At 62.4% G+C, this 22190-nt stretch carries 19 protein-coding genes, 1 tRNA gene and 1 pseudogene; 6 read left to right on the forward strand and 15 right to left on the reverse strand.

Going from position 1 to position 22190, the window contains the following annotated elements; all coding sequences use genetic code 11:
* Window positions 1-7 precede the first annotated feature (7 nt).
* The 3 genes from C5J24_RS07540 to C5J24_RS07550 are packed head-to-tail and all read right to left on the reverse strand — an operon-like array spanning window position 8 to window position 3081.
* Complete coding sequence (locus C5J24_RS07540) at window positions 8-850, reverse strand: carbohydrate ABC transporter permease (RefSeq protein WP_105402279.1); 843 nt, start codon at window positions 848-850, stop codon at window positions 8-10.
* Window positions 847-1800 carry a carbohydrate ABC transporter permease gene (locus C5J24_RS07545; protein WP_105416957.1) on the reverse strand — a complete coding sequence of 318 codons (954 nt, stop codon included), beginning with the start codon at window positions 1798-1800 and terminating at the stop codon, window positions 847-849. The genes C5J24_RS07540 and C5J24_RS07545 overlap by 4 nt, the downstream gene beginning before the upstream one ends.
* 15 nt (window positions 1801-1815) lie before the next feature.
* Window positions 1816-3081, reverse strand: coding sequence for an extracellular solute-binding protein (locus C5J24_RS07550; RefSeq protein WP_105416959.1), 1266 nt, complete (start codon window positions 3079-3081; stop codon window positions 1816-1818).
* Between the two features lie 250 nt (window positions 3082-3331).
* On the opposite strand from C5J24_RS07550, the gene C5J24_RS07555 reads away from it, so the two are divergent.
* Genes C5J24_RS07555 through C5J24_RS07565 form a run of 3 tightly spaced genes read left to right on the forward strand, consistent with a single transcriptional unit; the run spans window position 3332 to window position 7888 of the window.
* Window positions 3332-4558: an ROK family protein gene (locus tag C5J24_RS07555; protein ID WP_105417629.1), complete on the forward strand. Its 1227-nt coding sequence runs from the start codon at window positions 3332-3334 to the stop codon at window positions 4556-4558.
* Between the two features lie 19 nt (window positions 4559-4577).
* The gene (locus C5J24_RS07560) at window positions 4578-6980 is read left to right on the forward strand and encodes a PIG-L family deacetylase (protein ID WP_105416961.1); all 2403 of its coding nucleotides are present in this window, start codon (window positions 4578-4580) and stop codon (window positions 6978-6980) included.
* Window positions 6977-7888: a DMT family transporter gene (locus tag C5J24_RS07565; protein WP_105416963.1), complete on the forward strand. Its 912-nt coding sequence runs from the start codon at window positions 6977-6979 to the stop codon at window positions 7886-7888. Before C5J24_RS07560 ends, C5J24_RS07565 begins: the two co-directional genes overlap by 4 nt.
* Window positions 7889-8016: 128 nt before the next feature.
* Here the strand turns inward: C5J24_RS07565 and C5J24_RS07570 are convergent, their stop codons facing one another.
* The 4 genes from C5J24_RS07570 to C5J24_RS07590 all read right to left on the reverse strand — a co-directional run bounded on the left by C5J24_RS07570 (window position 8017) and on the right by C5J24_RS07590 (window position 10266).
* On the reverse strand, window positions 8017-8223 hold the full coding sequence (locus C5J24_RS07570; protein ID WP_105416965.1) for a hypothetical protein: 207 nt from the start codon (window positions 8221-8223) through the stop codon (window positions 8017-8019).
* 524 nt (window positions 8224-8747) lie between these two features.
* The gene (locus tag C5J24_RS07580) at window positions 8748-9323 is read right to left on the reverse strand and encodes a Panacea domain-containing protein (RefSeq protein ID WP_051899934.1); all 576 of its coding nucleotides are present in this window, start codon (window positions 9321-9323) and stop codon (window positions 8748-8750) included.
* Window positions 9324-9631: 308 nt separating this feature from the next.
* Window positions 9632-9707, reverse strand: a tRNA-Ala gene (locus tag C5J24_RS07585).
* A 169-nt stretch (window positions 9708-9876) separates the two neighbouring features.
* Window positions 9877-10266, reverse strand: coding sequence for a TIGR02300 family protein (locus tag C5J24_RS07590; RefSeq protein ID WP_037080075.1), 390 nt, complete (start codon window positions 10264-10266; stop codon window positions 9877-9879).
* A 249-nt stretch (window positions 10267-10515) separates the two neighbouring features.
* On the opposite strand from C5J24_RS07590, the pseudogene C5J24_RS07595 reads away from it, so the two are divergent.
* The 3 genes and pseudogenes from C5J24_RS07595 to rpsA form a co-directional block, all read left to right on the forward strand.
* Window positions 10516-10611, forward strand: a pseudogene (locus tag C5J24_RS07595) (FMN-binding negative transcriptional regulator); the annotation flags it as partial.
* An 11-nt stretch (window positions 10612-10622) separates the two neighbouring features.
* Window positions 10623-11282 (forward strand): (d)CMP kinase, encoded by a 660-nt coding sequence (cmk, locus tag C5J24_RS07600; protein ID WP_105416969.1) that lies wholly within the window; start codon window positions 10623-10625, stop codon window positions 11280-11282.
* A gap of 152 nt (window positions 11283-11434) precedes the next feature.
* On the forward strand, window positions 11435-13141 hold the full coding sequence (gene rpsA, locus C5J24_RS07605; protein ID WP_046602871.1) for a 30S ribosomal protein S1: 1707 nt from the start codon (window positions 11435-11437) through the stop codon (window positions 13139-13141).
* A 76-nt stretch (window positions 13142-13217) separates the two neighbouring features.
* Here the strand turns inward: rpsA and C5J24_RS07610 are convergent, their stop codons facing one another.
* From C5J24_RS07610 to kduD, 8 genes are all read right to left on the reverse strand, one after another.
* Window positions 13218-14876 carry a hypothetical protein gene (locus C5J24_RS07610; protein ID WP_172723885.1) on the reverse strand — a complete coding sequence of 553 codons (1659 nt, stop codon included), beginning with the start codon at window positions 14874-14876 and terminating at the stop codon, window positions 13218-13220.
* Between the two features lie 239 nt (window positions 14877-15115).
* The gene (locus C5J24_RS07615; protein WP_105416973.1) at window positions 15116-16159 is read right to left on the reverse strand and encodes a hypothetical protein; all 1044 of its coding nucleotides are present in this window, start codon (window positions 16157-16159) and stop codon (window positions 15116-15118) included.
* Window positions 16160-16306: 147 nt separating this feature from the next.
* Entirely contained in the window at window positions 16307-16930 is a 624-nt protein-coding gene (locus tag C5J24_RS07620) for a ribonuclease D (protein ID WP_105416975.1), read from the reverse strand.
* Between the two features lie 460 nt (window positions 16931-17390).
* Complete coding sequence (locus C5J24_RS07625; RefSeq protein WP_105417630.1) at window positions 17391-18380, reverse strand: Ldh family oxidoreductase; 990 nt, start codon at window positions 18378-18380, stop codon at window positions 17391-17393.
* A 51-nt stretch (window positions 18381-18431) separates the two neighbouring features.
* Window positions 18432-19418 carry an energy transducer TonB gene (locus C5J24_RS07630; RefSeq protein ID WP_105416977.1) on the reverse strand — a complete coding sequence of 329 codons (987 nt, stop codon included), beginning with the start codon at window positions 19416-19418 and terminating at the stop codon, window positions 18432-18434.
* Entirely contained in the window at window positions 19415-19930 is a 516-nt protein-coding gene (exbD, locus tag C5J24_RS07635; RefSeq protein ID WP_105416979.1) for a TonB system transport protein ExbD, read from the reverse strand. The genes C5J24_RS07630 and exbD overlap by 4 nt, the downstream gene beginning before the upstream one ends.
* Window position 19931: 1 nt before the next feature.
* Complete coding sequence (gene exbB, locus C5J24_RS07640; RefSeq protein ID WP_205836932.1) at window positions 19932-21098, reverse strand: tonB-system energizer ExbB; 1167 nt, start codon at window positions 21096-21098, stop codon at window positions 19932-19934.
* A gap of 294 nt (window positions 21099-21392) precedes the next feature.
* A complete protein-coding gene (kduD, locus tag C5J24_RS07645; RefSeq protein ID WP_105416981.1) occupies window positions 21393-22151 on the reverse strand; it encodes a 2-dehydro-3-deoxy-D-gluconate 5-dehydrogenase KduD in 759 nt (252 codons plus the stop codon).
* Window positions 22152-22190 lie beyond the last annotated feature (39 nt).

Genomic DNA, 22190 nt, shown 5'->3' on the forward strand with positions numbered 1-22190 from the left:
CCTTGCATTATCCCTTTAGGCCCGCCAGCATCACACCGCGGACGATGTAGCGCTGCAGGACGAGGAAGACGAGAAGGGTGGGAAGGGTGGCGATCGCAGCCCCCGTCATGATCATTTCCCACTGGATGGACTGCTCGACCGCGAAGCTCGAAAGCCCGACCGGCAGCGTATAGAGTTCCTTGCTGGTGGTGACGATCAGCGGCCAGAAGAACGCCGTCCAATTGCCGAGGAAGGTGAAGATCGCAAGCGCCGAAAGCGCCGGCGTCACCAGTGGCAGTGCCACTTTCCACCAGATCTGGAATTCGTTGAGCCCGTCGACGCGGGCCGCCTCGATGAAGTCGTTCGGCACGGTTTCGAAGAACTGCTTCATCAGGAAGGTGCCGAAGGCCGTCATCATGCCGGGAAACATGATGCCCCAGTAGCTGTCCAGCCAGCCGAGCTGGCTGGACATCAGGTACCACGGGATGACCAGCATCTCGGTCGGGATCATCAGCGTCGAGAGGATCGCCAGGAAGATGAAATAGCGCCCGCGGAACTCGAATTTGGCGAGCGTATAACCGACAAGGCTGTCGAAGAAGCAGTTCGACACGGTGACGATGACCGCAATCAGCGTCGAATTGAAGAACCAGCGCATGAACCGTCCGTCGGCGAGCACCGCGATATAGTTCGCAAGCGTTGGCGCCGCGGGAATGAGGCGCAGGTCGTAGATCTGGTCCGCCGTCTTCAGCGATGTCGAGAACATGAAGGCGAGCGGCGAGACCATGATCAGGCCGCCGATGAACAGCACCGTCCAGGTGACGATCAGGCCGGGGCGAACCTTGCCGTGGCTGAGGCGAGTGGCTTCGCTCATTTCTTTTCCCTCAGGATCCAGAGCTGCAGCAGCGATACGATCAGCAGGATGGTGAACAGCACCACCGTCTGCGCAGCCGCGTAACCCATCGCATAGGAGTTGAAGGCGGTCTGGTAGATCATCAGAACCAGCGGCTTGGTCGATCCGAGCGGTCCGCCGGGATCGTTGGTGGTCATGTTGTAGACCTGGTCGAAGATGCGCAGGAAGCCGATCGAGGAGAACACCACGAGGAAGACGGTGGTGGGTTTGAGGAGCGGCAGCGTGATCTTGCGTAGGATCGCCCATTCGCCCAGCCCGTCGATGCGCGCGGCTTCGTAGAACGTGCCCGGAATGGCGCGCAGGCCCGCCATGAAGATGATGATCTGGAAGCCGAGGCCCGCCCAGATCGCCGTCACCATGATCGAGAACAGCGCCTGGTCGGTCGAGCGGATGAACGGCTGCTGCGGAATGCCGAGCATGCCGAACACGTCGTTGATGATGCCGATCGGCGGCGGCTGGTAGAACCAGCGCCAGACCCAGGCCATGGCCGCGGCGGTGGTCAGGAACGGCAGGAAATACAGCGCCCGGATGAAACTGTGCATGAAGCGGACGCGATCGAGAAAGAAGGCGATCGTGAAGGCGACAACCAGACTGATCGGCGTGCCGACGATCAGGTAAGTGAACGTGTTCTTGAACACCTTCCAGAACTGCGGGTCCTTGAAGAGCTTGATATAGTTGGCAAACCCGATGAATTTCGCCGGCCGCAGCAGGTCCCAGTTGGTGAACGACAGGTAGAAGGCCTGGAACGTCGGATAAAAGCGGATGATCGCGTAGAAGAGGATCGGCAGGGCAAGGAAACTCCAGACCCAGACGAGGCGCCGCGTCCGCATGGAAAAGCGGTCGCCAAAGGATGTCCCTGGGGATCCGCCGGGGCGGCCGGACGCCGCCCCCTGCTGTTCAATCGCTGCCATGACCGGCTCCGTACCTTACGGCTTGGCCGCGTCGATGATTTCCTGCTCGGCTGCGGCCGCCTGCTTGATCGAGTCCTCGACGGACTGACCCTGAAGCAGCACGCGGTTTGCCATGTCGATGGCGTTCTGGCGCTGGGCCTGCTCATCCATGAACAGGGTGGTGTGTGCGTATTCCAGGCCCTTCAGGAACGGTGCGTAGATCGGGTCCTTCAGGTTGGCCTCGGTCAGCGCAGCCGAGCGGAGCGCCGGCAATTCGCCGACGGTCTTCAGCCAGATGTCCATGGCGGCCGGAGAGGTGATGTAGGCCAGGAACTTCTTCGACGCTTCGAGCTCCTCGCCCTTCGCCTTGGCGCTGATGCCGTTGGCGAAATAGCTGGCATAGTTGGAGCGCACGCCTTGAGCATTGGCCGGCAGTTCGGTCACGCCCCATTCGAAGTCCTTGATGCTCTTGAAGGCGCCGAGGCGGAAGGTGCCGTCGATGGTCATGCCGGCCTTGCCGCCGCGGAAGGCCGCCTGGCCCTCGTCCATGAAGCCGGCCGCGCCGATCTTCTTTTCGAGCTGTAGGCTGGTGTAGAACTTCAGGGCCTTGACGCCCGCTTCGCTGTTATAGGCGACCTTCTGGTCGTTGTCGGTATAGGGCACGCCGCCGAACTGGCGGATCAGGACTTCACGCCACCACTGGTGGTCCTGGCCGCCCATGTCGAGCGTCGAACCTTCGACGAGGAGGTTACCCGAAGCGTCGCGCTTGGCGATCTTCTGGGCGGCGGCGACATACTCATCGAGCGTCTTCGGCGGGCTGTTCGGGTCGAGGCCGGCCTCGGTGAAGAGCTTCTTGTTGTAGAACAGGGCGAGCGAGCGCACGGCGGTCGGCAGGCCGTAATAATCGTCGCCACGCTTCATCGCCTTGACGATCGGGAAGAACTCGCTTTCGATCTTGGCATGCGGGAATGCATCCTTCGGCAGCGGGGCGAGAAGGCCGCCGGCGACGAACTTGTCGAGCCAGCCGTAGAACAGCTGCATCACGTCGGGACCGTTGCCGGCCATATTGGCGGCGATCACACGCGTCTGGTAGTCGGCATAGGGGAAGGTGACCTGCTTGACCGTGATGCCCGGATTGGCCTTCTGGAACTCGGTGATGAGCTGGTCCATCGCCTTCACACGCGTCTCGAAGACATACTGCCAGTATTCGATTTCGACCGCCTGCGCGGCATTGAATGCGAATGTGCTGAAACCGGCGACGAGACCGGCGAACAAAGTTGCCTTGCGCATGTGAGCCTCCATTTGCCCCGCCGGGTGCTCCGGTCTTGGGGACTGATTGTTCCCTGCATTCGGATGCGACCGCAGCCCGACGCGTTTATTGGTTTCCGGGGAGGCGAACCTCCCTTTGACGTGCTGCGGCGCTTTGCCCCAGCCCTACCCCTTACGGTTTCCTGAGTGAGGTCTTTTGTCAATAAGATAATTTACTTGAATTATTCTATTGCGGGATGCGGTTTCCCGGCGTTATGAATTCTGCCAACCGAAGGTGGGCGAAATGACCATACACACGATCGGCACACACCCGGTGGCTATCGGCAAGAACCCTGAACGCAGCCGCGAACACAACCGTCGCGTCGTGCTGGATGTGGTGCGCCGCCACGGTTCGCTCGGCCGCGCCCATATCGCCAAGCTCACCCATCTGACGCCCCAGGCCGTTGCCAACATCGTCGACGACCTGGCGAGCGAGGGGCTGCTGATGGAAATGGGCCGGCTGAAATCCGGCCGCGGCCAGCCGCCGATCCAGTTTGCGGTCAATCCCGAGGGCGGCGCCACCATCGGCGTCGAGATAGCTGCTGACCATATGGTGACGGTGGCGCTCGATCTGTCCGGCGGGCTGCGGGCAAAGCGCATCACGCCGCTGAAGGATACCACTCCCGGGCATATCCTGCCCGCTTTCGCAGCCGAGCTTGCCGCGGTCACGGAACTGGTCGGCGCAAAGCTGCTCGGCACCGGCGTCGTCATGCCCGGTCCGTTCGAGATCGATGGCATGACCTCGGTCGGCCCGACGACGCTGCCGGGCTGGGCAGGCCTTGACGCCGCCCAGGCGCTCAGTGAGGCCTGCGGCCATGCGGTGATCGTCGAAAACGACGCGACGGCGGCGGCCGTCGGCGAGCGGCTGTTCGGCGCGGGCCTGGCGATCTCCAATTTCTGCATGATCTATTTCGGCGTCGGCATCGGCCTCGGCATCATCCAGGACGGCGCACCCTATCGCGGCGCCTTCGGCAATGCCGGCGAAATCGGCCACGTCACCGTCGTGCCGAAGGGCAGGCCCTGCCCATCCTGCGGCCAGCTAGGCTGCCTGGAAGGCTACGTGTCGGCCTATGTATTGAAGGAAAAGCTGAGCCGCGTCGGTATTTCCGACACCGAGTTTTCCGATCTCGAGACTCTGCACGCGGATCGCCACCCGGTCGTCGAGGAATGGGTCGACGAGGCGGCGACCTATCTCGGCCCGATGGTCGCCATGCTCGAAAACATCCTTGATCCGCAGACCGTGATCCTCGGCGGCGCGCTGCCGGATGCCATTATCGAGGACATCGTCGCCCGCATGGGCAACTTGCCGACCTCGGTCGCGAGCCGCAGGCAGCGCGACCTGCCTCGCGTGCTGCGCGGCCAGACGGGGCAATTGACCGCCGCGCTCGGTGCTGCCGCCCTACCGCTTTTCGACATGGTGACGCCCAAGCTGGAAACCTCGCTTGCCGCGCTTGCCGATATTCCCGCATGACATATTGAGGAGAGTTTTCATGCTGACCGCCCGCGAACGCATCGAACGGCAGATGGCCGATCCCTCGCTCGTCCGGCTCCATCGCAAGCTTTCGCGGCTGAAGTCGACGGTCACGATGATGAACACCGGGGCCCATCCCGACGACGAGCAGAACGGCATGCTCGCCTGGTTCCGCCTCGGCCTCGGCATGCGCGTCATCATCGCCTGCTCGACGCGCGGCGAGGGGGGACAGAACGCGCTCGGCCCCGAACGTCTCGGCCCGCTCGGCGTGATACGCTCCCGCGAGCTGGAAGAGGCGGCCCGCGCAATCGACGGCGACGTCTCCTGGCTCGGCCACGGTCCCACCAACCCGGTCCACGATTTCGGCTTCTCCAAGGATGGCGACGCCACCTTCACCCGCTGGGGCGAGGCCCGCACGGTCGAGCGCCTGGTACGCGCCTATCGCCTGGAACGGCCGGACATCGTCATCCCGACCTTCCTCGACGTCCCCGGCCAGCATGGTCATCACCGGGCCATGACCCGGGCCGCGGAGACCGCGATTACGCTGGCCGCCGACCCCAATGCCTATCCAGAACATTTCACCGAAGGCCTGACGCCCTGGAAGGTCGCGAAATATTACCTGCCGGCCTGGTCCGGTGGCGGCGACACCTATGACGACGAAGTGCCGCCGCCGGACACGACCGTGACGGTTGTGGCCGAGGGCCGCGATCCGGCCACCGGCGCGGACTATGACCGGATCGGCGAATGGTCGCGTTATTACCATGCCTCGCAGGGCATGGGTCATTGGCCCAAGCGTCCGGAGAAGCATTGGCAGTTGCATCTGAAACTCTCCGCCACCGGCTCGAAGCCCGAGCAGTCGGTGCTCGAGGACCTGCCGGCATCGCTGACCGCACTTGCCGAATTCGCTGGCCTGCCCGCCAACTGTGCGGAAGCCCTGCGCTCCGCGGATGCCGCCAATGCAGTGGCGTCAGCGGCTTTCCCGGATCGCGACGCAATCATCAAGGCGCTGACCGAGGCCGCCGGCTGGCTGGATATTGCCGCCTCCTCCGCACCGGAAGAGTTCGCGACCCTGCACGGCCACCGCATCGCCCGCAAACAGACGGAAGTCGATGCCGCGATCCTGGATGCGGCCGCGATCTTCGAGCGTGCCTATGCCGATCCCTCCGCCATCTCCCCCGGCGGTGCTGCGACACTCACCGTCGAGCTCGGCGAAGGCGCTTCGGACCACAAGATCGATGTTCTCCCGATTTTGCCAGCCGGCGTCTCGTCCTCCGTTCAGTCGCTCGCCAATGACCGCATATTCGCGCTAACCGCGACGTCGGACGCAGCGCTTTCCGGCCTCTATCTGCCCGGCTGGTCGGCGCTCGGCGGCAACGGCCATGCGCATGTAAAAATCTCGGCCGAGATTGGCGGACGCACCGTCTCCGCCACTTTCGATCTCGAAGAGCCGTTCGCGGTGACGCCCGCCCAGTCGCTGACCCTGTTGCCGGATGCGCTGCTCGTACACCTCGGCACGAAGCAGACCGAATGGCCGATCAAGGCCAATATCTCCGGCACCAATGCGCCGGTTTCCTTCAAGACACCCGCTGGCTGGGTAATGAAGAAGACCGACGGCGGCTGGATCGCCTCTCCGACCGATGCGGTCAAACGCGGCCTCGTCGAGCTTGAACCGCAGATCGACGGCCACCCGGCCTTCCAGGTCACGCCGATCGCCTACCGGCATATCGGCCGCACCAGTTTCCGAGCCCCCGCCGCGCTAAAGATCCTGTCGGTCGATCTGAAACTGCCGGAAGGCGCGCGTATCGGTTATGTCGGCGGCGGTGCCGACCGCGTCGGCATGTGGCTCTCCCGCATGGGCCTCGATGTCACCGAACTCGACGCTCAGGCATTGTCCGGCGATCTGTCGCGCTTCACCACGATCGTCGTCGGCATCTTCGCCTTCGGCATCCGCAAAGACCTTGCCGCCGCCACCGAGCGCCTGCATCGCTTCGTCGAGGATGGCGGCCACCTCGTGACCCTGTATCACCGTCCGACGGATGGCTGGGATCCGAACGAGACCCCGGTCCGCCGCATCGAGATCGGTTCGCCGTCGCTGCGCTGGCGGGTTACCGATCCGAGCGCCGAAGTCACCGTGCTTGCGCCGGACCATGTTCTGCTCAAGGGACCGAACAGCATTGGCCCGGAAGACTGGCAGGGATGGGACAAGGAACGCGGCCTCTATTTCGTCTCCCGCTGGGATGACGCCTATGAGCCGCTTCTGGCCATGCACGATGCCAACGAACAGCCGCTCAAGGGCGCGCTGATCTCCGGAGCGATCGGCAAGGGCCGCCATACCCATACCAGCCTCGTGCTGCATCACCAGCTCGACAAGCTCGTTCCCGGTGCCTTCCGGCTGATGGCGAACCTCGTGCAGCCGGCGTGAGCACGGAGGCAGCGCCAGAACAGGAAGCCAGGCGGGACTCGAACGCTCGCATAGGCATCGGCTGGCTGCTTCTCGACATGACGCTGGTTTCCGGCGGCATGACCGCGCTGGTGAAGGCGCAAGGAGCGACCTATCCGGCCTTCCAGCTCGTCTTCATCCGGGCGATGATCGGGCTCCTGTTCATCCTGCCGCTGATCTGGCAGCATCGCGCCGAGATGCGCCGGGTCAAGCACCCGTGGCGCAACATTTTTCGCATTTCCTGCAATGCGGTGGCGCTCACCAGTAATTTTCTCGCCATCACCATGCTGCCGCTCGCGATGGTCAACGCGGTTGGCTTTTCCCGGCCGCTGATCACCATGGCCATGGCGGTCGCGATGCTGGGCGAGACGGTGAGCCGCATCCGCTGGCTCGGCGCCGGCCTCGCCTTCATCGGCGTGCTGATCGTCATGGCGCCCGGCACGTCGAGCTTCGATGTCGAGGTTCTGGTTGTCCTGGTCTCGGTCGTCTTCGGTTCGTTGGCGATCATCCAGACCCGGGCGCTGAGGGACGAGAACACCACCGTGATGATGGTCTTCTACACCGTCGGCCTCGCGGTCATCACCGCCGTGCCGGCCGTCTTCACCTGGCAGCCGGTCATGCCCTTCGACTGGATTCCGTTGCTCGGCATCGGGTTCCTCGCCCAGCTCGGCCAATATTGTTTCCTGCGTGCCTATCGGATCGCCGATGCCAGCGTGCTCGCGCCCGTCGGCTACCTCTCGATCGTCTTCGTCACCGTCACCGGCTACGTCTTCTTTGGCGAGGTGCCCGAGGTGAGGGTGGTCATCGGCGTGATCATCATCCTGGCCGCACTCCAGGGCGCAGCCTGGCTCGACCGCCGCCGCAGCCAAGCACTGAGTAAGACGGCCTGAGCGAAGGCCCCTTTAAGCGAAGCCCCCTTGGGGGATGTGATGCGATGTGGACGTCATCGGACTACAATCGCCGAACTTTATCCGACTCCGCACGTTATCGCGATGACAGGAGGCACTGATGGGTCGCCTTAATGTTCGTTCTGGTAGTCGTTGCGGTTCTGGCTTGCATATTCGCAGTTGTCATCCAGCAGATGGCCGGCGCGCGTCGCCGGCAATATCTGGACGAGCTTGCCGTCGATAACCTGGCCTGAACGAGCCTGCAGGGACTGGAACGAAAGGCCGAGCGCCAGAAGGCATTCCGCCGTCGCAAATGGACCATGGACTTGCTGGCCCATCACCCGCACCCGACTTTGATGGTGAAATAGCGCGAATGGCGAGCGGGAGCACGAGACGGGGTTGTTTGTAGCCGAAGGACGAGTCCGCTAGCCACATAGCCGGCAACAGACGTCACGCTGAACCCCTGTTAGTATCAGTTGCTAAACAATGAGGTTTTCGTCAGCGTATTTAATGACGCGGGGTTTCGTATCATCTGAATTCCTTATCCCATCGACGATTCGCTGAAATATTACGGGCTTCCAATCATCCTTGGTGAGATAGTAGTTGAGATCGACAAGTTTACCAATGCGATCGGCTCGCATGGTTTCTGCGAGGCGGTAGAGAACGTAGCTAGGATGTCTTATGAACGCGTGGTCACCAACATCCAATTCGCACGCTGGATCGTGATATTTCCCAGGCCTAATCGAAGTAATGTTGATAAGCAGACATTGAGAGTCCGCGCACGGATTGTTCATCACCGCAAAGAGATGATGGACCTCGTTGATAGGCCCTAGAAACGATGCTGTCTTGTAGGGAACATAGCTCATGCGGCTCTGAACGCAGCTATCATCCGCCGTTCGGTTTGGAGGTCTTCAGCTAGATCAACCGGGTCATTCTTTTCGAGCACTTGGAATATCCGTGCCAATTCGATTGGAATTGAGGAGCCCGCCGGGTCTTTCCATTCGGGACAAAATTCATGTGTCCAATCAGCTAAAGCAAATCGATCAATGTCTTTGAACTTGCCCCAGGTTTCTTCAAGCAACTTGATGTCGCCCCGGCTAAGCTCATCCAGATCGCCAATTTCGATCTGTTGTGACAGCATGAGATTTTCGTGTCGCCGAGGAGAGATGAACTCAAGCCAATCTTCTTGGCGCGTCGGCGCTGCGCCGTTCATATAGCTGTAGGTGTAAGAGTTTACCGGACCGAACTTCATAGACACATATGTGTCGTTCGTTATCGGAAAATCTCTACGCTCCAGGCTGAGACGGTCGGCAAGATAAATCAGCTTTGTAGCTTTGAGGATATTGATTTCCCCACCGGACTTCAATGCAAAAAAAGCGGTGACTTGCGCCGCTTTTCGCGTAAGAAACCAGTCCGGAATGTTCGGTACGTAAGTCATGTTCTGCTTGTCCAGGCGTAATGAGCCATGACAGCCAAATTCTCCAACGTGGTCACACTTGACCTTGATACAATTCTATATGTGATTTGCGAATCAACTGTAAAGACGCCCAAAGGTTCATATTGCGATATGGCAAGCCTGGTTAGGTGACGCTTGCTCCCACCGTACCGTACTAGCATGCATGGCAGGCGAAAGGTTGGGGATATGTCTTGAGCGCGGCGTTGTTTCCTGATGCCTCCCAGACCCATCATCGTTGATTTGCGGCAACCCTCTGGTCACATCAAACATTTGATTTCACAGTGGAAGATTGGTGGAGCTAAGCGGGATCGAACCGCTGACCTCTTGCATGCCATGCAAGCGCTCTCCCAGCTGAGCTATAGCCCCATCAGGGTGGTCCGGTATTTGCCGGTCCTGGGAAACTCCGCCGGGCGCCTGTAAGGGCTGCCCCGTTGGAGTGGCGGCTTATTACTTCCGGTTTACGGAGAGTGCAAGCCGTATTTTGTGCGCCCGGCAATTTTTATTGAATTGCCGGGCCTTAACTTGGAATATCGGATCAGACTTCGTCGTCGTCGCCGGTCACGCCGATGATGCCGGACATGTCGTCGTCGTCTTCATCTTCGTCGGCTTCCAGGAAGGTATCGTCGTCGTCATCGCCGATATCGACATCGTCGTCATCGCCGATATCCGGGATATCGTCGCCGCTGGCGGCCTCGTCGCCCTCTTCGAGCGATACGAGTTCGACTTCCGGATTTTCGGTATCGACTTCCTGGACGTCTTCTTCCTCGGCCTGTTCCATCTTCTTGGCGGCGCTGTGCTCCTCGAAGAAAGACAGCGGCCAGGATTTGCCGGAATAGGGGGAAACGACCGGATCGCGGTTCAGGTCGTAGAATTTCTTGCCGGTATCGGGGTCGGTTCGCTTGGTTCCGAGTTCCGCTTTTGCCACAGTCAGAGCCTCATGGGATGGCCGAATAGTTCGGCGCGCCGCTTGGATCGCGGCTTTATAGGGTGAAAATCTAAGCCGGTCCCCATAAGGCCTGCGCTCTTTGATGTCAAAGACAAACTTTTCATGAGCCGCATAAGAGCGAAAGCGGTGACCGCTCGCAGGCTTTATGTTAGTCACGACGGGAAATTCCCGCCGCAAGGGGCCGGCCTCGCCGTCTCTCCGGGCGGAAGCGACAAGAGGTTGAAAAACATGTACCAGCCACCGCATTTTCGCGAAGAGGATCTCGGAACTCAGCATGCGCAGATCCGTGCCCATCCGCTCGGTCTGCTGGTCACATCTGGAGCGATGCGGGAAGCATGAGTTTGACGTCCAGGCCTGCAATCGTCATCGCCATCGACGGTCCCGCAGCCGCCGGCAAGGGCACGCTGTCGCGGCTGATCGCCGACGCCTATGGTTTCCATCATCTCGACACCGGGCTGACCTATCGCGCCACCGCCAAGGCGCTTCTCGATGCCGGCCTGCCGCTCGATAATGAAGAGGTCGCCGGGAAGATGGCGCGTGAGGTCGAACTCGCCGGGCTCGATCGCGATATACTGTCCGCCCATGCGATCGGCGAGGCAGCCTCGAAAATCGCGGTCATGCCGTCCGTCCGCCGGGCTCTGGTGGAGGCGCAGCGCGCCTTTTCCCTGAGGCGGCCGGGAACGGTGCTCGACGGGCGCGATATCGGCACGGTCGTCTGTCCCGATGCGCCGGTGAAGCTTTATGTCACCGCGTCGGCTGATGTGAGGGCCAGGCGCCGTTACGACGAGATCGTCGGCAAGGGCGGCGAGGCGGATTACGGTGCGATCTTCGCCGACGTGAAGAAACGCGACGAACGCGACATGGGCCGGGCCGACAGTCCTCTGAAGCCCGCCGACGATGCGCACTTGCTTGATACCTCGGAAATGAGTATAGAGGCCGCGTTTCGGGCAGCAAAGACCATCATCGACGCCGCCCTGAAGAGACAATCGAGTTAGAATAGCGAATTAGAATAGCCCGAGGTTCGGTCCCCGCGCCGGATTGCCTCCCCCGGATAATTCCGATGAGGGAGGCGGACCTGACCCTTGGGCATGTGCAACACGAACCACCGGCGCTGTATGGGCCCGTATAGGGCACCTCAGGAGATTTCATGGCAGTATCTAACCCCACGCGGGAGGACTTCGCAGCCCTCCTCGAAGAATCCTTCGCTACCAACGATCTGGCTGAAGGCTACGTCACCAAGGGTCGCGTCACCGCGATCGAAAAGGACATGGCAGTCGTTGACGTCGGCCTCAAGGTCGAAGGCCGCATCGCGCTCAAGGAATTCGGCGCCAAGGGCAAGGACGGTTCGCTGAAGGTCGGCGACGAAGTCGAAGTTTACGTCGAGCGCATCGAAAACGCGCTGGGCGAAGCAGTTCTGTCGCGCGAGAAGGCTCGCCGCGAAGAGAGCTGGGTCAAGCTCGAACTCAAGTTCGAAGCTGGCGAGCGCGTTGAAGGCGTTATCTTCAACCAGGTCAAGGGTGGCTTCACCGTCGATCTCGACGGCGCCGTTGCCTTCCTGCCGCGTTCGCAGGTCGACATCCGTCCGATCCGCGACGTCACGCCGCTCATGCACAACCCGCAGCCCTTCGAAATCCTCAAGATGGACAAGCGTCGCGGCAACATCGTGGTTTCGCGCCGCACGGTTCTCGAAGAGTCCCGCGCCGAGCAGCGTTCTGAAATCGTTCAGAACCTCGAAGAAGGCCAGGTTGTGGACGGCGTCGTCAAGAACATCACCGATTACGGTGCGTTCGTTGACCTCGGCGGCATCGACGGCCTGCTGCACGTCACCGACATGGCATGGCGCCGTGTGAACCATCCGTCGGAAATCCTGTCCATCGGCCAGCAGGTCAAGGTACAGATCATCCGCATCAACCAGGAAACCCACCGCATCTCGCTCGGCATGAAGCAGCTCGAGTCGGATCCGTGGGATGGCATTGCCGCCAAGTATCCGGTCGGCAAGAAGATTTCCGGCACCGTCACGAACATCACCGACTACGGTGCATTCGTCGAGCTGGAGCCGGGCATCGAAGGCCTCATCCACATTTCCGAAATGTCCTGGACCAAGAAGAACGTCCATCCCGGCAAGATCCTGTCCACGACGCAGGATGTTGACGTGGTCGTTCTCGAAGTCGATCCGTCCAAGCGCCGTATCTCGCTTGGCCTGAAGCAGACGCTCGAAAATCCGTGGCAGGCATTTGCCTACAGCCATCCGGCCGGCACTGAAGTCGAAGGCGAAGTCAAGAACAAGACCGAATTCGGCCTGTTCATCGGCCTCGAAGGCGATGTTGACGGCATGGTCCACCTCTCCGACCTCGACTGGAACCGTCCGGGCGAACAGGTCATCGAGGAGTTCAACAAGGGCGACGTCGTCAAGGCTGTCGTTCTCGATGTGGACGTCGACAAGGAGCGCATCTCGCTCGGCATTAAGCAGCTCGGCAAGGACTCGGTCGGTGAAGCCGCCGCTTCCGGCGAACTGCGCAAGAATGCCGTCGTCTCGTGCGAAGTCATCGCCGTCAACGACGGTGGTGTAGAGGTTCGTCTCGTCAACCACGAAGACATCACCTCGTTCATCCGCCGCAACGACCTGGCACGCGATCGTGACGATCAGCGTCCGGAGCGTTTCTCGGTTGGCCAGGTCTTCGATGCCCGCGTCGTCAACTTCTCCAAGAAGGACCGCAAGGTCATGCTGTCGATCAAGGCTCTCGAGATCGCAGAAGAGAAGGAAGCAGTCGCTCAGTTCGGTTCGTCCGACAGCGGCGCTTCGCTCGGCGACATCCTCGGTGCGGCTCTGAAGAACCGCGGCAGCAACGAGTAATCGAAGCTTCTCTGAGAATCAAAAACCGCCGGATGCAAGTCCGGCGGTTTTTTCATGCGCAGTTTATGGATTGAATTTACGTCCAGCCGGCCATGCGCCAGTAGAGGTCGTTGGCCCGGTCTGCATCTTCGACGGCTTCCTTCGAAGCGCCGTCGCTCTCGTCGTCCTGGGCGGGGTCGTCGTCCGGGTGTTCTTCGCCGAACGCCTGCTCGCCGGCCGAATGCTGCTGTTCGCCGTCTTCGTCGGTCTCCGAAATTGCCTTGGTCTTGCGCTCCTCGGGGTCCCGCTCGCGCTCTTCCGGCGGATAGGCGACGTAGGGCAGGGCAACGCCTTCGCGAAAGGCATGCGGCATGGCGATCGGGAGAGCGAGCTGTTCGGCGAGTTCCGTCGCGGCCGTGGTTTTGCTGCTTGCGTTTGCGGAAGGACCGGTCGCGCTGCCCGTTGAACCGGTGCTGGCCGGTTCGTCGGTGGCCGGCGGCACGGATGTCGCCGCGGCGGCACTCGCTGCCTCGTTCGCCTGCATGGCGGATTTTCCGAAAAGCTCCTTGTCGGTCAGTTGCTGCAGCGCCTGCTGTTCCGGCAATTGCCTTGCCGCTACCGGCAGGCCGTCGAGCAGTTCGCTGGTGGCCTCGGCAAGCACTTCCGCAAGCCATACGGTCGTCGCCCCGTTCGCCATCTTCTCCGCGTTCGGCCCCCGAACGCCGTTTTGCTGTTCGAGGCCGCGTTGGGAAAGCCGGGCCAGGGCCGGACCATCGTAAAATACGGGCTGAGACATGCGCCGATCGCTGGCGGCGGCGCTTGCGGTTTGCCGGCCGTCGTCCGGGCGCGCCGGGGATGGGGTCTCCGCTGTCTCGTCGGCCTGGGCGGCTGCAATTTCCGGCATCTCGCTCTCCGGGAGCTCGGCCGCTTCCTGCGCGGATACCGAGGCGGGTGCCGCGTCGAGATCGTTCTCGGCGCTCATCTGAGATGCATGGTCGTCGGTTGGCGTCGGCAGGGCCTCGGCTTCCGCCGAAAGCATGGTCGGATCTGGAGTGGTGTTGAAAGTTGCCGTCGAAACACGGGGTACATCCGGGTCTTGGGCATCCGCAGCCATAGCCTCAGGCGACGCTCCGTCGATCGCAGTTTCGGCGCCGGGCTGGGCGGCTTGGCCCTCGGTCTCTGGCGCAGGCACCGAAGCCTGGCTGGATGCTGATGGCGCCGCATTCGCCGGCTGCGGCAAGGCGCTCGGCACCTGTTCCGCCCCGGCATTCTGCCGATAGGAGCTGACGACGGCCTTTGCCACGAGGTCGCGCTCGAGCAGCTGCGCGGTCTCCAGCTGTATGGCGACGCGGGCAGCTTCGGGACCTGCGGGATTGTTGAGGATTTCGGTGAGCAGGCGCAGCGAAATGCCCTTGACGAGTTGGTTGAGCGTGCGCTCGAGGGCCACCTTTTCGGCCGGGTTCATCGCCTTGACCGCCTCGGAAAGGCGTTGGGCATAATCCGCCAATGCCTCGCCTTCTCGGCGTGGGACCTTGATCAGCCTGCCGATGGTTTCGGCGAAGATGGAAAAACCCTGGGCAAGCTGGAGCTGCGCCGAAAGCGAAAGGATATCCAGCCGGCCTGCCGACATCGGCGAGGAACCGATCAACCCGCTGTTCGCCGCGGTATTGGCCATGTCGATCCGCTGGCGCAGCATCGGTTGTTGCGACGGTGTCTGGTAATCGACGAATGAACTGGTACGAACCGGGGGCAGCATCGTCCGCTCCAATGTCTGATAGAGACGATAGGACAGCTCGGCTGAACGGGTTCTTGTCTTTTCGCAACGAGCGGCGTTGCGACCGGAACGCCTCATGGCGTCGCCAGTGCCGATACACAGATATGACTGTGGGGCAAAAAGGTTAACAATTCGCTAACAGGCCCCACCTTTCGCTGACAGCTCAGCGAAAATGATCCATTCCGATGCAGATGAGGGTGGGACTGGGGGTTATTGCAATGTCACGCAGCCAACTTCTTCTTCAACAATTCATAGATGCCGATCTCGTCCACATGCACCGGCACGATGTCGGCATAGGATTGGTCGGCGTTCTCGGCTGCGAGCTCCTCGATCGCTTTCGCCGCCATTTCATTGGTCGGCGCTTCGTTTTCCGCCAGGATGGCGTCGGAGGCTTCGTCCTTGCTGGAGCTATCGTCGGAAACGAGGCTGTCGGCAGCGTCGCCGGTATCGGAACTGGCGACCTGTTCGGCGGCAGCAGCAAACAGGGCCAATAGCGCTGTATCGTCCACGGATGCCGTGTCGGTCGCGCCATCGGCAGCCGGTTCGGCATTCGCCTTGTCGTTCTTCTTTTCGATGACGTCCTGGATTTTCTGGACGTCTTCGAGTTTCCTGCCGGCTTCGGCCGCCTCGATGTCGGCCTGGCGCTCGGCGCGGGTTTCGGCATCTTCGACACGGGTCGGATCGTAGCCCTGCGGACCGAGCTTCAGCTCTTCGAGCGTCTTCGGATCGGCGACATCCTCGAGCCGTTGCACGACGCGCTCGACTTCCGTATCGAGCTTGCCGCCATTGGCCTTCCGGTTGAGGCCGTCCATCAGGCGCTGGTTGTCGTCGCCGTAAGGGTTCTTGATCGCCGAGAGCAGCGTGTCCATCGAGATGCCGATGTCTTCGAGGCCGAGATCTTCGACGAGTTCGCCGATCTTGTCCGGCATCATCTCTTTCAGCGCGTCCTCCAGCGCTCTTCCGAGCTTGTAGGACGAGCGCGCTTCGTCGGTATCGATGCCGAGCTTGGCAGCCAGGCGGTCGACGAGTTCGATCTTCAGCTCATTGGGGTCTGTCTTGGTGACGCCGAAAAGGGCGGTGGTAATCTTGTCGCGCGCGCGTCGGGCGTCTTCGCTGGCGCTGATACGAGCTTCGGTAACCGGGTCGCTCTTCTTGCCGGTCCGCTGTTCTTCGTCCTTCTTGCGCTGCTCCTCGATGCTGTCGAGCATCGACTGCATCATGTTGGTCGCGGCAAGCCCATAAGTCTGCTGGGTAGGAAGCAACATGGCCCGAAATCCGGTCTGGTCGAGAGGTATACCGCGGGCAAAATTAGATTCGAACAGTTAACGGAGCGTTACCGGACAACTAGAGGTTATACCGCTCTTTTTCAGATTCGGGCAGGCGTATATCGGGGCGGAGATCCTTCGTGGGCGTCAGCTATGGGCGAAGATATCGGCCTCTTCCCAGCCAAGCAGGTCCAGCTTCGCCCGCGTCGGCAGGAATTCGAAACAGGCCTGGGCGAGTTCGGCACGCCTGTCGCGCACCAGGCGGTAGGTCAGCTTGTCGCGGAGCGCATGCAGGTGCAGCACGTCGGATGCCGCATACTCCAGCTGCGCCGGCGAAAGAACCTCGGCTGCCCAGTCGGATTGCTGCTGCGCCTTGGAAACGTCGACATCCAGCATTTCCTTCAGATTGTCCTTCAATCCGTGCCGGTCCGTGTAGGTGCGGGTCAGCCGCGAGGCGATCTTGGTGCAGAACACCGGCGTCGTGGTCACGCCGAACGTATGGAAGAGAACGGCGATATCGAAGCGGCCGTAGTGGAAGATCTTCTGGCGCGTCGGATCTGCAAGCATGGCGACGAGGTTTGGAGCCTCGTTCTGCCCGGCAGCAATGCGGATCACGTCGGCGGAACCGTCGCCGGGCGAAAGCTGCACGACGCAAAGCCGGTCGCGGCGGGGCACGAGGCCTAGGGTTTCCGTATCGATGGCGATCGGCCCCGTATAGCGCGCCGCATCCGCTGCCGGAATATCGCCCTCGTGATACCTGATCTCTGCCATGTCCGTCTCCGTCCGTCTGTCTGCCGCGAATTCGCTATAAACCACGTTTTTCCCGAGCGATATGGCGATCTTGAGGGCGCGGTGCAGCAGGGGTCGAAAAAGCGTCCTGAGCGATCGGACCGGCTTCGGGCATTTGCTCAGCTCTGCGCTCAGTGCATTGCTGCATTGCGACAGGATGGGTTGGCGTGATTAAACGATTAGCCTATATGTTTGGTCATCGAGCGACGCACTCCTCCTCCCAGTGTTGCTCGATACGGATCGACGACATCCTCCTCCTCCCAGTTGTCGATCAAGTTTAAAGCCTGGCGCACCCTCCTCCCGCGCCAGGCTTTTTCCGTTTCTGGAGCAGGATTTCCCCTTCAAAACATTGTCTTTTGCACAGCCGCCGCCGAGCTCTTCCTGCTGGTGGCGCTCGGCATCGGTTTCCGACCGGCCACCCGCCGGCAGCGGCGCTCCGGGCCTAGACCAGCGCCTGGATTGCCGAAATCACCTCGTCCTCGACATCAAGCCCCTGCTCGATCGCCCTCCGACGCGCGTTCTGGCCGCGCCGTCCGGGGAGGCGCACGCCTTCTTCGGAGGCCATCTCGTGGGCGAGTTCTGCGATTCGCTCGGCAGCCGAAGCCGTGCCTGCGGAAGGATCGATGACGATCAGCGTCTGACCGACCGAGGGTGGCGGACCCTTCTCGTCCATGAACGAGCTTGCCTCGTAGGAGAAGTTCGAGCCGGTGAGGCCCGCCGAGAGAATTTCCACCATCAGCGCCAGCGCCGCACCCTTGGCGCCGCCTGAGGGCGCCATCAGGCCCTTGTGGGCCGCGTGCGGATCGGTGGTCGGCTTGCCGTCGGCGTCGAAGGCCCAGCCCTCCGGAATGCTTTCGCCCTTCTGGCGCGCCGCCATGATCTTGCCGGCGGCGACGGTCGAAAGCGCGAGATCGATGACCAGCGGCTCCTCGCCGGCGACCGGTGTCGCAAAGGCGATCGGATTGGTGCCGAACAGCCGCTTCCTGCCGCCCCAGGCGGCCATGGAGGCCGGCGCATTGGCAAACATCAGCGCCACGAGCCCCTGCTCGGCAAACCGTTCCACGGTCAGCGCCATGACGCCCGCATGGTGGGAGCGATGGATGGCGGCAAGCGCGATGCCTTGTTCCCGCGCGATTTTAGGAAGCTCGGCGACTGCGATATCGAAAGCCGGGTAGGCGTAACCGAGCGCCGCATCGACGACAAGCACGGCCGGGCGCGGCCGGATAGCAATGGGTCTCGCCTGGCCGTCGACCTTGCCGGTGCGTGCCTGGCCGATATAGGCGGGAACGCGGCGCAGGCCATGACCGTACTGCCCGGCAGCTTCCGCATGCACGAGCGCATGGGCGACGGATCGGGCGGTCTCGGGAAGAACGCCATTGGCTTCGAAAACGCTCTGTACCAGCGTTTCGGCTTCATTCAGAGTAATATGCATGCAGGAGATCCAGGTGAGTTCAGTGTCGAACACCGCGAGGAAATCAAGCGGTTATTCGCACTTTACCGGCTGGCTGAGTGAACTTGCAACACCCGAAGGCGGCGCAGGGATGGGCGAAGCACGCCGGACTGCCGATGCGACATAGTCATCGATAGACGAGTTGCCCGACGATCCCGCGACCGCCACGTTGCTGATGTTGCCACCGCCGTCGAAGCTGAAACGGACCGTCACCACGCCAGTTCCGTTGCCGGGGCATTTGCGGGCGTATCGAGCAATCTTTGTCCGCACACGCGTCATCCACTGCTGCGGGGAGACCGACGAAGAGAAGAGGCTCGTGGAATTCTGGCTGGCGGCGGTGCGGTCCGATTGCCTGGCCTGGATCTTCGCCTCGGCCATGTCCGGACGGGCCTGCTGCTGTTGCTTCGGCTTCTGGACCTTCTTCACCGGCTCCTTTCTGGGCTCCGGCTTTTTCGGCTGTTCCGGAGGCTTTTCCGCGACCGGCGGCGGCAGAGGCCGCATCGCCGGCAACGGCACTTCGACGTTTTCCAGCGCCGCCGTCATCTGTTCGTCGATCGGCTTGATCTCCTCGATCGGTTCCGGCGGCGGTTCGGGGATGGTTTCGGTAACCTGGGGCTCCGGCTCCGGCGGCGGTTCCACCACGGGCGGCTGCACCGGTTCAGGCTCGACCGGCTCGGCGGTTTCCTGCGGCGGCGGTTCGACCGGCTGCTCGACGGGTTCGGCAACGGGCTCCGGCTGCGGTTCTTCGACCGGTTGGGTCTCCTCGCTCACCACCTGTTCCTGCTCCTGCATGTCAGGAGAAATCTGCTCTTCCTCAGTATTGGCGGCTTCCGGCTCCGGCGCAAGCTCGATCATGATCGCCGCCGGTGGTGCGTTTTCGGCGAGCACCTCCGGTTGTTCGCGCATCAGATAGGCCGCGGCGCCGAAATGCACCGTCAGCATCAGCAGTCCGGCAGCGCCCCACAGCGCCAGCTCGCCGACGCGTCCGCCCGGACCTGTCTGCGAGACGACGAGGCTCATGGATTGCCTCCGGTCGCCGGAACGGCGGGTGCGGCCGCAGGAGCATTTCCGGCGGGCGTCATCGCGGCTGGGGCGCCTGGCGCGGCGGGTGCCGGCAATGTTTCAAGCCCGACCAGCGCGATCTTGAGGTAGCCGGAATCGCGCAGCAGGTTCATGACCTCCATGAACTGCCCGTAGTCGACCGCCTTGTCCGCACGCAGGAACACGCGGGTGTCCTTCTTGCCCTCCGTGACGCGGTCGAGGGTCGCGGCGAGCTGCTCGCGCCCCACTGCGTCATTGCCGATATTGAGGCTCAGGTCTTCCTTGACCGTCAGGTAGAGCGGCTCGTCCGGCCGTTCGGCGGGCTTTGCGGTCGATGCGGGAAGATCGACGTTGATGTCCACGGTCGCCAGCGGCGCCGCCACCATGAAGATGATCAGCAGCACCAGCATGACGTCGATGAACGGCGTCACGTTGATCTCGTGGTTTTCGGAAAGCTCGTCGCCGTGCTGTTCGCGGATGCCGCCGGCCATGTCAGCCTCCTGCCACCAGCGAGACCGGCGCCTTGCGGCTGCCCGGAGGAACCTTGCGGAAATCGAGGTCGCGGCTCACCAGCCGTTCCACACCCGCCGCGGCATCCGCCAGCAGCTGCCGGTAGCCGGTGATCGAACGGGCGAAGACGTTGTAGATGACGACAGCCGGAATGGCCGCAACGAGGCCGATCGCGGTCGCAAGCAGCGCTTCGGCGATGCCGGGCGCGACGACGGCAAGGTTGGTGGTCTGTGATTCCGAAATGCCGATGAAGGCGTTCATGATGCCCCAGACCGTGCCGAACAGGCCGACGAACGGAGCCGTGGAGCCGATCGTCGCAAGCACGCCGGTGCCGCGCGACATGCGCCGGCCGGCATAGGCCTCGATGCGGGAAAGCGCTGAGCCGACCCGTTCCTTCACGCCGTCGCCATGGGCATGGTCGAGGGCTGCTTCTGAAAGCTGCATTTCTTCTGCCGCGGACCGCAGCATCAGCGCGGCGGGACCGCCGCGGCCACCGGCGGCGCCGACGGCGTCCGAAAGCGTGCGCGAGGTGCGGATGACCTTCAGGGTGCGGGCGGCGCGGGCGCGGGCGCCGGCAAGCTCCAGCGTCTTCGCGAGCCAGACCGTCCAGGTCACCAGCGAGGCAAACGCGAGCCCGATCATCACCCCTTTGACGACCCAGTCGGCCGCCATGAACATGCCCCAGGGCGAAAGGTTGTGCGGCAGGTCCGAACGCTGCTCAGGCTCCAGGAATTGCGTGAACATGTTGATCGGCTGGCGTGCCCCCGGTGCCTGGGTGGGTGCCTGGGCCGGGCTGGCTGGCGCCGGCTGGGCGCTGTTGCTCGGCGGCGCTTGCGTCGGGACGGCGGGCTGCGGAGCAGAGGCTTCCGGCCGAGGAGCAGCGGGATTGGTCGGCTGCGCGGCGGGCGGTGCCGCAGTCGGCGAGGCTGCCGGCTCGTTCGGCGCCGTGCGGGAGGTTGTCGGGGCTGCCTGCGCGGCAGGAGCGGGGGGCGTCTGGGTCGGCTGTGCACCGGAAGGTGAGGTCGCCTGCGGCGAGGGCGGTGTTTGCGTCGACGCATCCGGTGCAGGCGTCTGTGCCATCACCGTCGAAGCCGTCAGCACCACGGCCGCGAGAACGATCGGGAACCGGCTCCTGATTGGCTGGCGCATGGAAAAGGCGGGCTTCAGGGCAGCAGGCATGGCAGGCGATACTCCGGACTGTTCGGCATCGCAGACGGCGCCCTGGGGGCGCTGGTCGACAATGACGGAAACGGGACACCGGAACGCCGCCGGCGACTGCCGCCGGGTTCGCGATGTTGCAGCTACCGGATAATAAACATGAGTAGAAATGGCAACTAATAAATCTGCGGGATGCCGATCAAATTTATGCGTGTTGGGGCAATTGCCCCGTTCGCGTATGGAAGGAGCGTTCCGTTACCCGGAGAACCAAGCGGTCGGACGCCCTCAGCGCGCCAGCCAGCCTCCATCGACCGGCAGCACGACACCATGCACATAATCGGATGCCGGCGAGGCAAGGAATACGGCGGCTCCGCCGAGTTCTTCCGGCTGGCCCCAGTGTCCGGCTGGAATACGGCTGAGGATCGCTGCATTGCGGTCCGGATCGTCGCGCAGCGCCTCGGTGTTGTTGGTCGAGAAATAGCCGGGCGCAATGGCATTGACGTTGATGCCCTTGCTTGCCCATTCGCAGGCGAGCAACCGGGTCAGGCCGGCAAGACCGCTCTTCGAGGCCGTATAGGAAGGGATGCGGATGCCGCCCTGGAAGGAGAGCAGCGAGGCGATGTTGACGATCTTGCCGCCCTTGCCCTCGGTGATCAGCCGGCGTGCGAACGCCTGGGAGAGGAAGAACACGGTCTTCAGGTTCACGTCCATCACCGCATCCCAGTCGGCCTCGCTGAAATCGATCGCGTCGGCCCGGCGGATGATCCCGGCATTGTTGACGAGAATGTCGGCACGCCCGGTCCAGGCGACCGTTTCGCTGATGATCCGATCGACCGGTTCGAGCGTCGAAAGGTCCGCTTGGATCGACAGGCTGCGGCCGCCCGCCGCGCTGACCGCTGCTTCCGTCTCGGCCATCGAGGAGCGTCCGACCAGCGCCACATCCGCGCCGGCCTGTGCCAGCGCCACGGATATCGCCTGGCCGAGGCCCGTATTGGCGCCGGTGACGATCGCCGTCTTACCCGTCAGGTCGAATGAAATCGGCATGCTGTCCTCCTCGGAAACTGAAAATGCGGATATGGGTAG

This window comes from Neorhizobium sp. T25_27 (genome assembly GCF_002968565.1).
GTDB classification, from domain to species: Bacteria; Pseudomonadota; Alphaproteobacteria; order Rhizobiales; family Rhizobiaceae; genus Neorhizobium; species Neorhizobium tomejilense.

What these genes read in the sequence shown, in the direction of transcription:
- C5J24_RS07540 (WP_105402279.1), bottom strand. Translation starts at nt 850, where the DNA reads ATGAGCGAAGCCACTCGCCTCAGCCACGGCAAGGTTCGCCCCGGCCTG.
- C5J24_RS07545 (WP_105416957.1), bottom strand. Translation starts at nt 1,800, where the DNA reads ATGGCAGCGATTGAACAGCAGGGGGCGGCGTCCGGCCGCCCCGGCGGA.
- C5J24_RS07550 (WP_105416959.1), bottom strand. Translation starts at nt 3,081, where the DNA reads ATGGAGGCTCACATGCGCAAGGCAACTTTGTTCGCCGGTCTCGTCGCC.
- C5J24_RS07555 (WP_105417629.1), top strand. Translation starts at nt 3,332, where the DNA reads ATGACCATACACACGATCGGCACACACCCGGTGGCTATCGGCAAGAAC.
- C5J24_RS07560 (WP_105416961.1), top strand. Translation starts at nt 4,578, where the DNA reads ATGCTGACCGCCCGCGAACGCATCGAACGGCAGATGGCCGATCCCTCG.
- C5J24_RS07570 (WP_105416965.1), bottom strand. Translation starts at nt 8,223, where the DNA reads ATGGGCCAGCAAGTCCATGGTCCATTTGCGACGGCGGAATGCCTTCTG.
- C5J24_RS07580 (WP_051899934.1), bottom strand. Translation starts at nt 9,323, where the DNA reads ATGACTTACGTACCGAACATTCCGGACTGGTTTCTTACGCGAAAAGCG.
- cmk (WP_105416969.1), top strand. Translation starts at nt 10,623, where the DNA reads ATGAGTTTGACGTCCAGGCCTGCAATCGTCATCGCCATCGACGGTCCC.
- rpsA (WP_046602871.1), top strand. Translation starts at nt 11,435, where the DNA reads ATGGCAGTATCTAACCCCACGCGGGAGGACTTCGCAGCCCTCCTCGAA.
- C5J24_RS07610 (WP_172723885.1), bottom strand. Translation starts at nt 14,876, where the DNA reads ATGCTGCCCCCGGTTCGTACCAGTTCATTCGTCGATTACCAGACACCG.
- C5J24_RS07615 (WP_105416973.1), bottom strand. Translation starts at nt 16,159, where the DNA reads ATGTTGCTTCCTACCCAGCAGACTTATGGGCTTGCCGCGACCAACATG.
- C5J24_RS07620 (WP_105416975.1), bottom strand. Translation starts at nt 16,930, where the DNA reads ATGGCAGAGATCAGGTATCACGAGGGCGATATTCCGGCAGCGGATGCG.
- C5J24_RS07625 (WP_105417630.1), bottom strand. Translation starts at nt 18,380, where the DNA reads ATGCATATTACTCTGAATGAAGCCGAAACGCTGGTACAGAGCGTTTTC.
- C5J24_RS07630 (WP_105416977.1), bottom strand. Translation starts at nt 19,418, where the DNA reads ATGAGCCTCGTCGTCTCGCAGACAGGTCCGGGCGGACGCGTCGGCGAG.
- exbD (WP_105416979.1), bottom strand. Translation starts at nt 19,930, where the DNA reads ATGGCCGGCGGCATCCGCGAACAGCACGGCGACGAGCTTTCCGAAAAC.
- exbB (WP_205836932.1), bottom strand. Translation starts at nt 21,098, where the DNA reads ATGCGCCAGCCAATCAGGAGCCGGTTCCCGATCGTTCTCGCGGCCGTG.
- kduD (WP_105416981.1), bottom strand. Translation starts at nt 22,151, where the DNA reads ATGCCGATTTCATTCGACCTGACGGGTAAGACGGCGATCGTCACCGGC.